This is a genomic window from Streptomyces sp. NPDC002467, from assembly GCF_042889825.1.
In the GTDB taxonomy this organism is placed as follows: Bacteria; Actinomycetota; Actinomycetes; order Streptomycetales; family Streptomycetaceae; genus Streptomyces.
Genome location: NZ_JBIARJ010000004.1, coordinates 210994 through 224951 on the forward strand (window position 1 = coordinate 210994; position 13958 = coordinate 224951).

Here is a 13958-nt window from a genome sequence, read left to right on the forward strand (position 1 = left end):
CCCGTCAGCGGGCGGCGGCGTGCCACCGGGCGCGCGCCGCCCGCGCGATGGGCAGGTACCGCAGCCGCTCGGGCAGCAGCGGTACGAGGATCCGCGCGGCCGTGCTGAACCGGCGCAGCCGGCGCTCCTGGGCCGCGCTCCACTCCAGTCCGAGGACGGCCCGCGCCTCGGGCGGCATGTACCCGACGGTGACGAAGGCACGGAAGTGCAGGAACGCGGCGCGCAGCGCCGGCCAGAGGAGCCGCAGAAGGAGCCGTGCGGCGAGCGGGCCGACCTCGGGCCGGGGCAGCGGCACGTCGGTGGCGAGGAGCTCTCGGGCGACCTTGGTCGGCTCGATCTCCTCGGCCAGCATCCGCGCCCAGTACGTCCGGTACTCCTCGATGCTCTGCGGCATGTCCCGGTCGCGCAGGCCCAGGATCCGGCCGACCTGGAGCCATTCCCGGTAGAGCTGCCGCTCCTGCGCGGGGGTGAAGCGGCGCAGCAGGTAGCGCCCGGCGTAGAGGTAGATCGGGAAGCCGGTGGCGTGCACCCAGGCGTAGCAGGCGGGGTCGAGGGAGTGGTACGGGCGGCCGCGGGTGTCGGTGCCCTGGATGTCCTTGTGCAGGCGGCGCACCCGGCGGCCCTCCTCGGCGGCCTCCTCGCCGCCGTACACCCACAGTTGGACCGAGCGCAGGGAGCGTTCGCCACGGCCCCAGGGGTCGGTGCGGAAGACGGAGTACTGATCGACTCCGGCCCCGATGGCCGGGTGCGCGACCTGGAGGGTGAAGGCGGCGGGCAGCATGAGCAGGGCCCGGACGTCGCCCGCGATGGTCCACAGCACGCCGCCGGGCGGGGGCGGCTCGGGCTCGGTCCGGCCGCCGGGCTTCCGGTGCGCCCCGGTCCCGGAGACCGCCCGCCGCTCGGTCCCGCTCATGTGCGCCCCCAGGGTGTCGATCTCGCCGATACCCAGTATGACCTGCGGACGGATCGGGCCGCCGGGCCCGGGCCGGCCGCCGGGCGTCCCACGACGCGCGACGGCGCCCGGGCGCCCGGGTCGCCACCTTGTCGTGGCCCGGACAGAAAGTCGCCGCACGGGTGTTACCCAGAGGTAACCGCGGCTGCTTGGATGGCGGAGCCGATCTTCCCCCGCAGGAACGATGGAGTCCTCATGCTGCCTTCCCCCCGCCGTCACCGCGCCGCCGCCGCGGTCGTGGCCGCGATCGCCGCCGGCACCCTGGCCGCCACCACCGCGCCCGCCGCCACGGCCGCGGAGAGCGCCGCCGCGCCCCGGCTCAGCGTCCTGTCGTACAACGTGTTCCTGATGAGCAAGAACCTGTACCCGAACTGGGGCCAGGACCACCGGGCCGCGGAGATCCCGAAGGCCTCCTTCTTCCAGGGCCACGACGTGGTCGTGCTCCAGGAGGCCTTCGACAACGGCGCCTCGGACGCGCTCAGGGCCAACGCGGCCGCGCAGTACCCGTACGCCACCCCGGTCGTCGGCCGCAGCAAGAGCGGATGGGACGCCACCGGCGGCTCGTACTCCTCCACCACCCCGGAGGACGGCGGCGTCATGGTGCTCAGCAAGTGGCCGATCATCCGCAAGGAGCAGGTCGTCTACAAGGACGCCTGCGGCGCCGACTGGTGGTCCAACAAGGGCTTCGCGTACGTGGTGCTGAACGTGAACGGCACCAAGGTGCACGTGGTCGGCACCCACGCCCAGTCCACGGACCCGGGCTGCGGCGCGGGCGAGGCGGCGGAGATGCGCGCCCGTCAGTTCCGCTCCATAGACGCGTTCCTGGACGGGAAGAACATCCCGGCCAACGAGCAGGTCATCGTGGCGGGCGACATGAACGTCGACTCGCGCACGCCGGAGCTCGCCTCCATGCTGGCCAACGCGGACCTGGCGCCCTCCGACACCCGCACGGGCCACCCGTACTCCTTCGACACGGCGCTGAACTCGATCGCCAACTACCGCTATCCGACGGACCCCCGCGAGGACCTGGACTACGTCCTGTACCGCAAGGGCAACGCCCGTCCGGCGGGCTGGGAGAACAACGTCGTCAAGGAGGAGTCGGCGCCCTGGACCGTCTCCAGCTGGGGCACCTCCTACACCTACTCCAACCTCTCCGACCACTATCCGCTGATCGGCCGCTAGTCCGGCTGTGGGGTGCGGCCCGGCCCTCCGGTCGCACCCCACACCCCGTCGCGGCCCCGCTACCGCTCCCCCGGGGCGCCGGCGTGCGTGGCGCACCAGTCGGCGAACGGGCGCAGGGCCCGCCAGGACGTGCGGACGCGGTCGAGGGCCTCGCGGGTGCCGACCCAGGCGTCGGGCGGCCAGCCGCGGTGGGCGTAGACGCTGCGGTAGCGGAGCAGGTCGAGGCGGGGGTGGTCGGCCGCGACGCCGCGCGGCCGGGTCTTGAGCCGTTCGCCCGCCAGCTCGAACCCGTCGGCCCGGAGGGTTTCGAGGACGGCGGCCAGTTCCTCCCCCGGACGGTCGGCGTCCACGGCGGCCCGGTAGCGGGCGAGCTGCTCGGAGGAGGGGCCGTGGAGCCCGGCGGCGACCATGAGGCCGTCGGCGTCGACCGCGACGTAGTAGCCCTGTGAGGTGTGCGCGCCCTGCTGGGTCTTGTAGGGCGTCTTGTCGGCGGAGAACCGGACGTCGCGGTACGGGCGGAAGATCTTCGCCGGGCCGAACTCGGCTTCGAGCTCGGCGCACAGCTCCTGGATCGGCTCGCGGACGGCCGACTCGTACGTCTCCTTGTGCGCGGTCCAGTAACTCTTGGAATTGTCCGCGGTCAGGGCCTCGTAGAAGGCGAACGCCTCCTGGGGGAAACCGGAGAAAGCCATGACGCCAGTAGACACCGACGGACCGCGCCGCGCAGCCCGCGGGAACGGGGTGCGACCCGGCCGGACGGCCGCGTCGCACCGTTCCGCGCCCGCTCAGCCGGCGGCCTTGGCGCGCTCCCATTCCGTGGCGTAGTCCTGGAAGATCTCCCGCAGGTGGTGGCCGATCTTCAGGTAGTCCAGGTCGTCGAGGTTGGCCGGCGAGACCCGCACGGACCACTCGGGCCCGTCGAACCGCCGCCGTTGAGCAGCACCACCGAGGTCTGCTCGGCGAGCCGGAACAGCGGGTCGACGGGCTCGTGGTTCTTCTCCGGGAAGTCCGCGAAGTCCTTGCCGTGGACCCGCTCCGCCTCGGCCAGCAGGTCGAGTTCGACGTAGTAGCCGGCCCGACCGTCGTCCTCGGCGATCTTCATCTGGGCGCCCTCCAGCAGGAGTCCGAGGCGCCGCCGGACGATCTCGCGGATGCGCTCCTGCCGATCTTCTTGACGATCCGGTTGAGGTCGGCGCGGGCGCCGACCATCGTGACGACGTCCCCGCGCTCGACGACGGTCTCCGGGGTGGCGGGCAGGTGCTGTTCGCCCCGGAGCACCCCGGTGACGTAGACCCCGTCGCGCAGTTCGGGGTGGTCCCGCTGGATCCGGTCCAGGGTCTTGCCGGACACGGCGCGGTCGGTCACCGCGATCTGGCTGGTGGCGAGCGGGGTGTCCAGACCGGGGATCCCGGGGGTCTCGGGGCCGATGGCCCGGCCGGCCTCGATGGTGTTGGCGCGGCGTCCGACGACCAGCACCAGGTCGGAGAGGGTCAGTTCGAGCCCGGGGTCGGGGGTGAGGGTCCTGGAGCCGCGTTGGACGGCCTCGACGGTGATCCGGCCGCCGTGGTCCGACTCCAACTGCCCGACGGTACGGCCGTCGGCGTGCGTGACCAGGTACGTGCGGCCGACCAGGCCGGGCAGTGCCTCGCGCTCGTCGTTCTGCAGGCCGCCCGCGCCCCCGCCGCGCATCCGCTCCCACAGCGAGCGGGAGGAGTCGCGCAGGTCGACGCGCAGCAGCATCGGCATGATCTGGCTGGTGTAGATGACGATGGTGACCAGGCCGAAGAGGTGGCAGACCGTGTAGGCGGTGGCCACGTGGCCCTGGTGCGTGCTGATCTGTTCGGCCGTCAGGTCCGGGAGCTTGCCGATCGCCTCGGTGGCGGTGCCGACGACGGCGGACTCGGTCGCCGCCCCGGCGAGGATGCCGGAGGCGGTTCCGACGTCGAGGTCGAAGGCCTTGGCCAGGAAGTAGGCGATGCCGAGCACGCTGACCAGTTCGATCAGGCAGAGCGTGAAGAAGCGCAGGCTCTTGCGGTTGAGGTTGGCGAAGAACTGCGGTCCCGCCAGGTAGCCGAGGGTGATCGGGCCGACGCGCACCTTGCCGAGCAGGTAGCCGAGGGCCAGGCAGAGGAAGAGGGCGAGTTCGGGGTGGTCAGTGAGCACGCCCATCGGCACTCACCCGGCCTCGCCCGGCCCCGGATCCATCAGGGGTGAATATGATTATTTCACCAGCTTTGTCCGGTGGGCGGTGATCCGCCCACCGGACTCGCCCATCCGGGTTACGGGGCTTCGCCGGCCTCCGCGTACAGGCCGTCGATCAGGTCCCCGTACTTCTCCCGGACCACCCGGCGGCGGAGTTTCAGCGACGGGGTGAGCTCCCCCGTCTCGGGGCCCCACTCCTCCGTCAGCAGCCGGTACCTCTTGATCTGTTCGGTCCGGTTCAGTCTCGCGTTGGCCGCCTCGACCGCGCGGGCGATCTCCTCCCGGACGGCCGGGTGCCCGGCGAGCTCACCGGGCGAGGCGGCCTCGATGCCCCTGGCCGCAGCCCACACCGGGGCGAGTTCCGCGTCCAGGACCAGCAGGGCGACGAGGTAGGAGCGGCCGTCGCCGTGCACCAGCGCCTGGCCGATCAGCGGGTGCTCCTTGACGGTGTTCTCCACCAGGGCCGGCGAGACGTTCTTGCCGTTCGAGGTGATGATCAGTTCCTTCTTGCGGTCGGTGATCCAGAGGAACCCGTCCTCGTCGAGCCGGCCGATGTCCCCGGTCGGGAACCAGCCCTCTGCGTCGGCCGCGCCGTCCACCGATCCGTCGGGGCGCAGGTAGCCGGCGAAGACGGTCTCGCCGCGGGTGAGGATCTCCCCGTCCTCGGCGAGCCTCAGCTCCAGCCCCTCGATCGCGCGGCCCACCGAGCCGAGCCGGAAGCCGTCCGGGCTGTTGACCGTGCACACGCCGGAGGTCTCGGTGAGCCCCCAGGCGTCCATGATGGTGATCCCCCAACCGGCCCAGAAGCGCACCACGTCGAGGGGCATCGGCGCGGTGGCGCTGGCCGTCCAGACGAGCCGGTCCAGCCCCGCGAGGCGCAGCAGCGGGTCCAGGACCTGTTCCTTGGCCTGCGCGTACGAGGCTTCGAGCGCGGCCGGGACCTCCTCGGCCCGCTCCCGGTGTCCGGCCCGGGCCCGGGCCAGGTCGCCCGCGGCCTCGATGGCCCGCCGCTGCTCCTCGGGGAGCTGCGCGAGGACGGCCCGTACGGAGGCGGCGAGCTTCTCCCAGACCCGGGGCACCCCGAAGAACTGCACGGGGTGCAGCTCGCGGACGGCGGCCGAGACGGCGGTCGGGTCGGCGCACAGCCGGACGTGCGCGGCGCGCAGCAGGGGCAGGTAGATCCCGAGGACGCGCTCGGCGATGTGCGCGAAGGGCAGGTAGCAGATGTGCTCGGCGTGCTCGGGCAGCTCCACGTGCCGGTCGAGGCGGACGGCCTGGAGCGCGAGGTTGCGGTGGGTGAGGCGGACGCCCTTGGGGTCGCCGGTGGTGCCCGAGGTGTAGACGACGGTCAGCGGGTCCTCGGGGGCGGTGTCCTGCCAGGCCTTCTCGAAGGCCTCGGCGGAGTGCAGCCGGGCACCGCTCGCGTACAGGGAACCGTAGGTACGGTGCGGGCCCGCCTCGGCGGGCTCGGCGACGACCAGGCGCTCCAGGGGCGTGCCGGCGTCGGCCAGCAGCGGCTCCCACCGGGCCAGTTCCCGGGCGCCCTCGACGACGGCGGTCCTGGCCCGGCTGTGGCGGGCGATGTGGGCGATCTGCTCGGGCGCGGAGGTCCCGTACACGGTGACGGGGACGGCGCCGAGGTGGACGAGGGCGAGGTCGCTGAGCCAGTGCTCGGGGCGGTTGCCCATCATCATCAGGACGTGCTCGCCGCGCTCGACGCCGAGGGCGGCGTAGCCGGAGGCGAGGACGGCCACCTTGCGGCGGACCTCGCTCCAGGTGAGGGTCTCCCAGCCGTCGCCCGAGCGCCACGAGAGGGCCGGCAGGTTCCCGTGTTCGGCGGCGTTGCGGGCCAGCAGGGCGGGGAAGGTGATCTCTTCGGGTCGTCCGGGCAGTCGCAGGTTCGTGGTCATGGGCAGCTCCTGGCCGTTTCACATCGTTGGTGCGACAGCAATACTGTTGAACCCAAGCCGTTGAGCAGAGAGCGAGGCGCAGACGATGGCCGACCGGGCACCCGAGCCGATGCTCACCGTCGACGAGCTGGCGGCCCGGGCGGGCGTCACCGTGCGCACCGTACGGTTCTACAGCACGCGCGGGCTTTTGCCCCCTCCCGTGATCGGACCTCGTCGGGTGGGCCACTACGGGCCGGAGCACCTGTCCCGGCTGGCCCTGATCGAGGAGCTCCAGCACCAGGGGATGACGCTGTCGGCCTGCCAGCGCTATCTGGAGGCCCTGCCGGACGATCTGAGCGCGCACGACCTGGCGATCCACCGGGCGATGGTGGCTAGTTGGGCCCCGGACGCGGCGCAGGAGGTCTCGCGGGCGGACCTGGAGAAGCGGGCCGGTCGGAGCCTGTCGGACTCCGACGTGCGGCGGCTGACGGCGATGAACGTGCTCGCGGCCGCGGGCGACGGGTTCCGCGTGGACGTGGGGCTGTTGCGGCTGGGGGTCGCGCTGCTCGACGTACCGATCGCGCACGAGACGATCCTGGCGGCGCGCACGGTGCTGATGGAGCACGCGCGGTCGGCGGCGCACGAACTGACGGCGCTGTTCCGGGACGAGGTGTGGGGGCCGTTCACCGAGGGCGAGAGCGATCCGGAGCGGGTGGAGTCGATGAAGGCGCTGTCGGCGCACATGCAGCCGATGGTGGTGCAGGCCCTCGTGACGGCCTTCCAGCGGTCCCTGCGCGAGGAACTGCGGGCCGCCTTCGCATCCGGCGAGCAGTAGGCGCCGGCGCGGTCTCGCCGCGCGGGGCCCGGTCGTACTGGGTACCGTGAAGGGGAAGCTCCGTGCCGGGCCGGTCCACCCCTGAGCAGTTCACGATCGCCTTCGTGAGGGAGCTCGCACTCATGGACCTCAACACCATCACCGAAGTCGTCCGGCGGCCGGCGGACCGGCCCGGCTCCGACTGGCACGACGGGGACGCCTGGCTCGGGGGCGGCACCTGGCTGTTCTCCACCGAGCAGCCCGACCTGCGCCGCCTGGTCGACCTGACGTCGCTGGCCTGGGACCCCCTCGTGCCGAGCGACGCGGGCCTGGAGATCGGTGCCACGTGCACCGTCCGCGACCTGTACGCCTTCGCGCCGCCGGCCGACTGGACCGCTGGCACCCTCATCCCGACGGCCTGCGAGGCGTTCCTGTCCTCCTTCAAGGTCTGGAACGCGGCGACCGTCGGCGGGAACATCTGCATGTCGCTGCCGGCCGGCCCGATGATCACCCTCACGGTCGCGCTGGAGGCCCGCTACGAGCTGTGGGCCGCCGACGGGTCCGTACGCACCGTCGACGCCCTCGACTTCGTGACCGGGAACAACCGCAACGTGCTCGCGCCCGGGGAGATCCTGCGCCGCATCGACATCCCGGCCCACGCCCTGCGCAAACGCGCCGCGCACCGCCGCTTCAGCCTGACCCAGCTGGGCCGCTCGACCGTGTTCCTCATCGGCACGCACACGCCCGGAACCAGCAATCTGCTGCTCACCGTCACCGCGGGCACCACCCGGCCGGTGCGGTTCGCCTTCGAGACCATGCCCGATGCCCCCACCCTTCGGGAGAGCATCGACGCCATCCCCGCCGACGTGTGGTTCGCCGACCCCAACGGGACACCGGACCACCGTCGCCACCTGACGCGGCACTTCGCCGAAGAGATCCGCGGTGAAATCATCGCTGGGGGCCCGGCATGACCTACCTCGTGAACGGACAGGACTTCGACGCGGAGCCCGAACCCGGCCAGTGCCTGCGCACGTTCCTGCGCGCGCTCGGTCACTTCGGGGTCAAGAAGGGCTGCGACGCGGGCGACTGCGGCGCCTGCACGGTCTGGCTGGACGGCGTACCGGTGCACAGCTGCATCACCCCGGCCTTCCGCGCCGAGGGCCGTGAGGTGACCACCATCGAGGGGCTCGGGTCGCCCGGCGACCTGCATCCCGCGCAACAGCGGTTCCGGGACGCGCCCGGCTTCCAGTGCGGCTTCTGCACCGCGGGGATGATCATGACCTCGGCGACCTTCACCGAGGAACAGAAGGCCGACCTGCCCCTGTCGCTCAAGGGCAACCTCTGCCGCTGCACCGGCTACCGGGGGATCGAGGACGCCGTCAAGGGCGTCGCCCACGTGCAGACGGCCGCCCCGGGCAAGGCCGTCGGCAAGAGCGTCGGCGCGCCCGCCGCCGAGGACGTGGTCACCGGCCGGGCCGAGTTCACGATGGACACCCGGATGGAAGGGATGCTGCACCTCAAGGTGCTGCACTCGCCGCACGCCCACGCCCGGATCGTCTCGATCGACAAGGCCGCCGCGCTCGCGGTCCCCGGCGTGCGGCGGGTCTACACCTGGCAGGACGTGCCGCGCAGACGGTTCACCACGGCGATCCACACCGACCACCTCGTCGATCCGGACGACACGTACATCCTCGACGACGTCGTCCGCTTCGCCGGACAGCGCGTCGCCGTCGTCGCCGCCGACACGGTGGGGGCCGCGGAGGAGGGCTGCCGCAGGCTGGTCGTCGAGTACGAGGTGCTGCCCGCGGTCTTCGACCCCGAGGAGGCCATGGCGGACGGGGCGCCCCAACTGCACGACTCGCCCGACCCGTTCGTACGGGACTCCGTCCACAACCTCCTGGTGGAGCTCCACTCGCACATCGGCGACGTCGACGCGGGGTTCGCGGCGGCCGACGTGATCCACGAGGGCACCTACTTCTCCCCGCGCGTGCAGCACGCCCACCTGGAGACCCACGGCTCGATCGCCTGGATGGAGGACGGCCGGCTGAACGTGCGCACCAGCTCGCAGTCGCCGTCGATCGCCAAGGTCAAACTGGCCTACCTGTTCGCGCTGCGCCCCGACCAGCTCCGCGTGTTCTGCAAGCGCGTCGGCGGCGGTTTCGGCGGCAAGCAGGAGGTCATCTCCGAGGACCTGGTCGCCCTCGCCACCCTGGACACCGGGAAGCCCGTCTGCTTCGAGTTCACGCGCGAGGAGGAGTTCACCACGGCCTCGCCCCGGCACCCGATGAAGCTGACGGTCAAGCTCGGCGCGAAGAACGACGGCACGCTCACGGCCTTCCAGGTCCGCAACGTGTCCAACACGGGCGCCTACGGCAACCACGGCGGGGAGACCCTCTACGCGGGCGGCTCCGCCGTCATGATCTACCGCTGCCCAAACAAGAAGTACGACGCCTACTCCGTCTACACCAACACCGTTCCCAGCGGTGCCCTGCGCGGGTACGGGATGACCCAGCCCGCCTTCGCCGTGGAATGCGCGATGGACGAACTGGCCCTCGCCCTCCACATGGATCCGCTCGAACTGCGCCGCCGCAACATCGTGCGCCCGGGCGATTCGCTCGTCGCGCTCCACGACGGCCCCGACGACGTGATGTTCAACGAGGACGGGCTCGCCAAGTGCATCGACCTCGTGGCCGGCGAACTGGCCCGGACGGCCGACCAGCCCTCCCCCGGCCCCGGGTGGCTCGTGGGGACCGGTGTGGCCAGTTCCATGCACGAGACCGCTCCCCCGACCGAGCACATCTCCGAGGCCTGGGTCACGCTCGGCGACGACCTGGTCTACGAACTCGCCATCGGAACGGTCGAGTTCGGCGAGGGCACCTCGACCGCGCACGTACAGATCGCGGCCAACCAGCTGGGTACGACACCGTCCCGGATCCGCCTGGTGCAGTCGGACACCGACCGCACGGGATTCGACACGGGCGCCTTCGCGAGCGCGGGCCTGTTCGTCGCGGGCAACGCCGTCCTCCGGGCGGCCAACGCCGTGCGCGACCGCATCCTGGAGTTCGCCGCCGCGGAAACGGGCGTCCACGTCGTGATGTGCTCCATGGACGACGAGCACGTCATGTGCGGGGACGACCGCGTGCCCCTGGCCGATCTCGTCGCCGTGGCCCGGGAGCGCGGGATCCGGTTCACCGCCGCCCGCAAGGCCTACGGCTCGCCCCGCAGCGTCACCTCAAACACCCAGGGGTTCCGCATCGCCGTCCACCGGGTGACGGGCGAGATCCGGATCCTCTACAGCGTCCACGCGGCCGACGCGGGCGTGCTCATCAACCCCGAGCAGGTCCGCGGCCAGGTGGACGGCGGCGTCGCCCAGGGCATCGGATTCGCGCTGACCGAGAACTTCATGGTCGACGCGGACGGGGTCATGGCCAACCCGAACCTGCGCAACTACCGGATCCCCACCTACGCCGACGTCCCGCGCACCGACCTGCTCCTGGTGAGTTCCTCCGACTCGGTCGGGGCCATGCATTCGAAGGGGATGGCGGAGTGCTGCATCAACCCGGTGGCGCCCGCGCTGGCGAACGCGCTGCGCGACGCCACGGGAGTCCGCTACCGCGAACTGCCCCTGACCCCGGAGCGGATCTACAGCCGGCTCGGTGAGAGCCAGTCGGCCCGATCGGGCCCGAGACGATGACCATCGGGCAGCAGGCGGACGCGGCGGCCACCGTCATCATCGGCCACCGGATCCGGCCCGGCATGGACCGGGAGTACGAGAAGTGGCAGGAGGGCGTCAACGCCGCGGCCTCCCGCTACGCCGGGCACCTGGGCGCCGAGGTGACCGCGCCGACGGAGCTGCAGCCCGACTGGGTCGTCGTCTACCGGTTCGACTCGATCGCCCATCTCCAGGCCTGGATGAACGGCGCGACCCGCCAGCGGCTCCTCGACATCGGGGAGAAGTTCTTCGACGGCCCCGGGACGCAGCAGGTGATCAGCGGCGGCAGTCGGCCCACGGACCCGCTGGTGACGGTGGTGGTGACCCACCGGGTCCACCCGGAGCAGGTCGACGAGTTCCTCCAGTGGCAACGCCGGATGAGCGAGGAGGAGGGCAGGTTCCCGGGCTTCCGCGGCACGGAGATCTTCCGCCCGATCGAAGGCCTCCAGGACGAGTGGACCACCCTGTACCGCTACGACAACGCCGAACACCTCGATGCGTGGCTGACGTCGGACACCCGGCGGCAGATCCTCGCCGAAGGGGAGAGGTTCCACGACTTCAAACTGCACAAGATCGAGAACTCGTTCGGCAGTTGGTTCGCCTTCGAGGAGAACGGCAAGGAGGCGCCGCCGCCGTCGGAGACCAAGACCGCCATCGCGGTCTGGGTGGGCCTCTACCCGACCGTCGTCCTGCTGGCGCTCGCCATGTCCCCGCTGAAGCTGCCGATCTGGATCGGACTGCTCATCGGCAACCTGCTGTCGAGCATGGCCATGAGCTTCTTCACGATGCCGTACTACGTGAACCGGCTGCTCAAGCGGTGGCTGTGGCCCGCGCCGGACGCACCGCCGCTGCGGACCAACCTCGTCGGACTCGGCATCGTCGCGGCGGCGCTCGGGTTCTGGGCGATCGTCTTCTACCTCGTGACCCGGCAGTTCTGGACGCTGCCCTGACCGTCGGATCCCCGGTACGGAAAGGCGGGCCGGGAAGGAACCGGCCCGCCTTCCGCGTGCACCGCGCTAGTCGGTGTACGTCTCGCCCCGGCCGGCCTTCTCCACCAGGGAGGCCGGCGGGGTGAAGCGCTCCCCGTACTGCGCGGCGAGCTCGCGGGCGCGGGCCACGAAGCCGGGCAGGCCGCCCTCGTAGCCGTTGATGTACTGGATCACGCCGCCGGTCCAGGCCGGGAAGCCGATGCCCATGATCGAGCCGATGTTGGCGTCGGCGATCGAGGTGAGGACCCCCTCGTCGAGGCAGCGGACGGTGTCCAGGGCCTCGGAGAAGAGCATCCGCTCCTTCATGTCCTCGAACGGGATCTCCGCGTCCGGCTTGGCGAAGTGCTCGCGCAGGCCCGGCCAGATGCGGGTGCGCTTGCCGCTCTCGTCGTACTCGTAGAAACCGCCGCCGCCGCTGCGGCCCGGGCGGCCGAAGTCGTCGACCATGCGGTCGATGACGGTGTCGGCGGGGTGCTCGGACCACGCCCGGCCCTCGGCCTCGAAGGCCTTGCGGGTCTCGTTGCGGATCTTGCGCGGGAGGGTGAGGGTGAGCTCGTCCATCAGCGACAGGACCTTGGCCGGGTACCCGGCCTGGGCCGCGGCCTGCTCGATCGAGGCGGGCTCGATGCCCTCGCCGACCATCGCCACGCCCTCGTTGATGAACTGGCCGATGACCCGCGAGGTGAAGAAGCCGCGCGAGTCGTTGACCACGATCGGGGTCTTGTTGATCTGGCGGACCAGGTCGAAGGCGCGGGCGATGGCCTCGTCGCCGGTCCGCTCCCCCTTGATGATCTCGACGAGCGGCATCTTGTCGACGGGCGAGAAGAAGTGCAGCCCGATGAAGTCGACGGGCCGCGAAACGCCCTCCGCCAGTCCCGTGATGGGCAGCGTGGAGGTGTTGGAGCAGAGCAGCGCGTCGGGAGCCACGACGTCCTGGATCTCCTGGAACACCTTGTGCTTGAGGGTGGTGTCCTCGAAGACGGCCTCGATGACGGCGTCGCAGCCCGCCAGGTCGGCGGCGTCGGCGGTGGGCGTGATCCGGGCGAGCAGCTCGGTGCGCTGGGTCTCGGTGGTGCGGCCGCGGGAGACCGCCTTGTCGAGCAGCTTCTCGGAGTACGCCTTGCCCTTCGCGGCGGCCTCGGCGGTGACGTCCTTGAGGACCACCTCGATGCCCGCGCGGGCGCAGGAGTAGGCGATGCCGGCGCCCATCATGCCGGCGCCGAGCACGGCCACCTTGGTGACCTTGCGCGGGGCGATGCCCTGCGGGCGGCTGCGGCCCGCGTTGACGGCCTGGAGGTCGAAGAAGAACGCCTGGATCATGTTCTTCGCGGTCTGCCCGGTGACCAGCTCGGTGAAGTAGCGGGCCTCGATGGTCAGCGCGGTCTCGAAGTCCACCTGGGCGCCCTCGACGGCGCAGGCGAGGATGTTGCGCGGCGCCGGGTACGGGGCTCCGTTCAGCTGCTTCTTCAGGCTGGCCGGGAAGGCCGGGAGGTTGGCGGCGAACTTCGGGTTCGACGGCGTACCGCCCGGGATCCGATAGCCGGGGACGTCCCAGGGCTGCTTCGACTCCGGGTTGGCGTCGATGAAGGCGCGGGCCTTGGCCAGCATCTCCTCGGGGGTGGCGGCCAGTTCGTGCACCAGGCCGTTGTCCAGGGCGCGCTTCGGGTTGTACTGGGTGCCCTGGAGCAGCACCTTGAGCAGGGCGTCGGCGATGCCCATGAGGCGGACGGTGCGGGTGACGCCGCCGCCTGCGGGGAGCAGGCCGAGGGTGACCTCGGGCAGGCCGATCTTGGTGCCGGGGGCATCGAGGACCACGCGGTGGTGGGAGGCCAGGCAGATCTCGTAACCGCCGCCGAGGGCCGTGCCGTTGATCGCGGCGACGACGGGCTTGCCGAGGGTCTCGATGCGGCGCAGCGAGCTCTTGATGGCGGTGCCGGTGTCGAAGGCCAACTGCGCGTGCTCGGGGCGCAGCCGGATCATGTCCTTGAGGTCCCCGCCCGCGAAGAAGGTCTTCTTGGCGGAGGTGTAGATGATGCCGCGGATCGAGTCCTTCTCGGCCTCGGCGCGGTCGGCGATGGCCGCGATGGAGTCCTTGAAGGCCTGGTTCATCGTGTTCGCGGACTGGTCGGGGTCGTCGAGGACCAGGGTGACGACGCCGGTCTCGTCCTGTTCCCAGCGGATCGTGGTGGACTCGCTCATGTTCGCTACTTCCGTGTCA

Annotated in this window: 9 protein-coding genes and 2 pseudogenes; 5 read left to right on the forward strand and 6 right to left on the reverse strand. The window is 71.4% G+C overall.

What is annotated here, in order from left to right; all coding sequences use genetic code 11:
* Window positions 1–4 precede the first annotated feature (4 nt).
* On the reverse strand, window positions 5–913 hold the full coding sequence (locus ACFYYJ_RS10635; protein WP_385362845.1) for an oxygenase MpaB family protein: 909 nt from the start codon (window positions 911–913) through the stop codon (window positions 5–7).
* 234 nt (window positions 914–1147) lie between these two features.
* On the opposite strand from ACFYYJ_RS10635, the gene sph reads away from it, so the two are divergent.
* Window positions 1148–2134 (forward strand): sphingomyelin phosphodiesterase, encoded by a 987-nt coding sequence (gene sph / locus ACFYYJ_RS10640; RefSeq protein ID WP_389130872.1) that lies wholly within the window; start codon window positions 1148–1150, stop codon window positions 2132–2134.
* A 59-nt stretch (window positions 2135–2193) separates the two neighbouring features.
* Here sph and ACFYYJ_RS10645 read toward each other — a convergent pair whose 3' ends face one another.
* From ACFYYJ_RS10645 to ACFYYJ_RS10660, 4 genes and pseudogenes are all read right to left on the reverse strand, one after another.
* The gene (locus ACFYYJ_RS10645) at window positions 2194–2826 is read right to left on the reverse strand and encodes a DUF2461 domain-containing protein (RefSeq protein WP_385126739.1); all 633 of its coding nucleotides are present in this window, start codon (window positions 2824–2826) and stop codon (window positions 2194–2196) included.
* A gap of 93 nt (window positions 2827–2919) precedes the next feature.
* Window positions 2920–3293, reverse strand: a pseudogene (locus tag ACFYYJ_RS10650) (aspartate 4-decarboxylase); the annotation flags it as partial.
* Between the two features lie 2 nt (window positions 3294–3295).
* Window positions 3296–4303 (reverse strand): annotated as a pseudogene (locus ACFYYJ_RS10655) (TrkA C-terminal domain-containing protein); the annotation flags it as partial.
* A gap of 110 nt (window positions 4304–4413) precedes the next feature.
* Window positions 4414–6246, reverse strand: coding sequence for an AMP-dependent synthetase/ligase (locus tag ACFYYJ_RS10660; RefSeq protein WP_389130876.1), 1833 nt, complete (start codon window positions 6244–6246; stop codon window positions 4414–4416).
* An 85-nt stretch (window positions 6247–6331) separates the two neighbouring features.
* Here ACFYYJ_RS10660 and ACFYYJ_RS10665 point away from each other — a divergent pair, with 85 nt between their 5' ends.
* The 4 genes from ACFYYJ_RS10665 (at window position 6332) to ACFYYJ_RS10680 (ending at window position 11701) form a co-directional block, all read left to right on the forward strand.
* Complete coding sequence (locus ACFYYJ_RS10665) at window positions 6332–7060, forward strand: MerR family transcriptional regulator (RefSeq protein WP_385126734.1); 729 nt, start codon at window positions 6332–6334, stop codon at window positions 7058–7060.
* Between the two features lie 122 nt (window positions 7061–7182).
* Window positions 7183–8010, forward strand: coding sequence for an FAD binding domain-containing protein (locus ACFYYJ_RS10670; RefSeq protein WP_389131348.1), 828 nt, complete (start codon window positions 7183–7185; stop codon window positions 8008–8010).
* Window positions 8007–10733 (forward strand): molybdopterin-dependent oxidoreductase, encoded by a 2727-nt coding sequence (locus ACFYYJ_RS10675; RefSeq protein ID WP_389130878.1) that lies wholly within the window; start codon window positions 8007–8009, stop codon window positions 10731–10733. The genes ACFYYJ_RS10670 and ACFYYJ_RS10675 overlap by 4 nt, the downstream gene beginning before the upstream one ends.
* Window positions 10730–11701: an antibiotic biosynthesis monooxygenase gene (locus ACFYYJ_RS10680; RefSeq protein ID WP_385362836.1), complete on the forward strand. Its 972-nt coding sequence runs from the start codon at window positions 10730–10732 to the stop codon at window positions 11699–11701. Before ACFYYJ_RS10675 ends, ACFYYJ_RS10680 begins: the two co-directional genes overlap by 4 nt.
* A gap of 66 nt (window positions 11702–11767) precedes the next feature.
* On the opposite strand, the gene ACFYYJ_RS10685 is transcribed toward ACFYYJ_RS10680, so the two are convergent.
* Window positions 11768–13939, reverse strand: a complete 2172-nt coding sequence (locus ACFYYJ_RS10685) for a 3-hydroxyacyl-CoA dehydrogenase NAD-binding domain-containing protein (RefSeq protein WP_389130881.1) — start codon at window positions 13937–13939, stop codon at window positions 11768–11770.
* Window positions 13940–13958 lie beyond the last annotated feature (19 nt).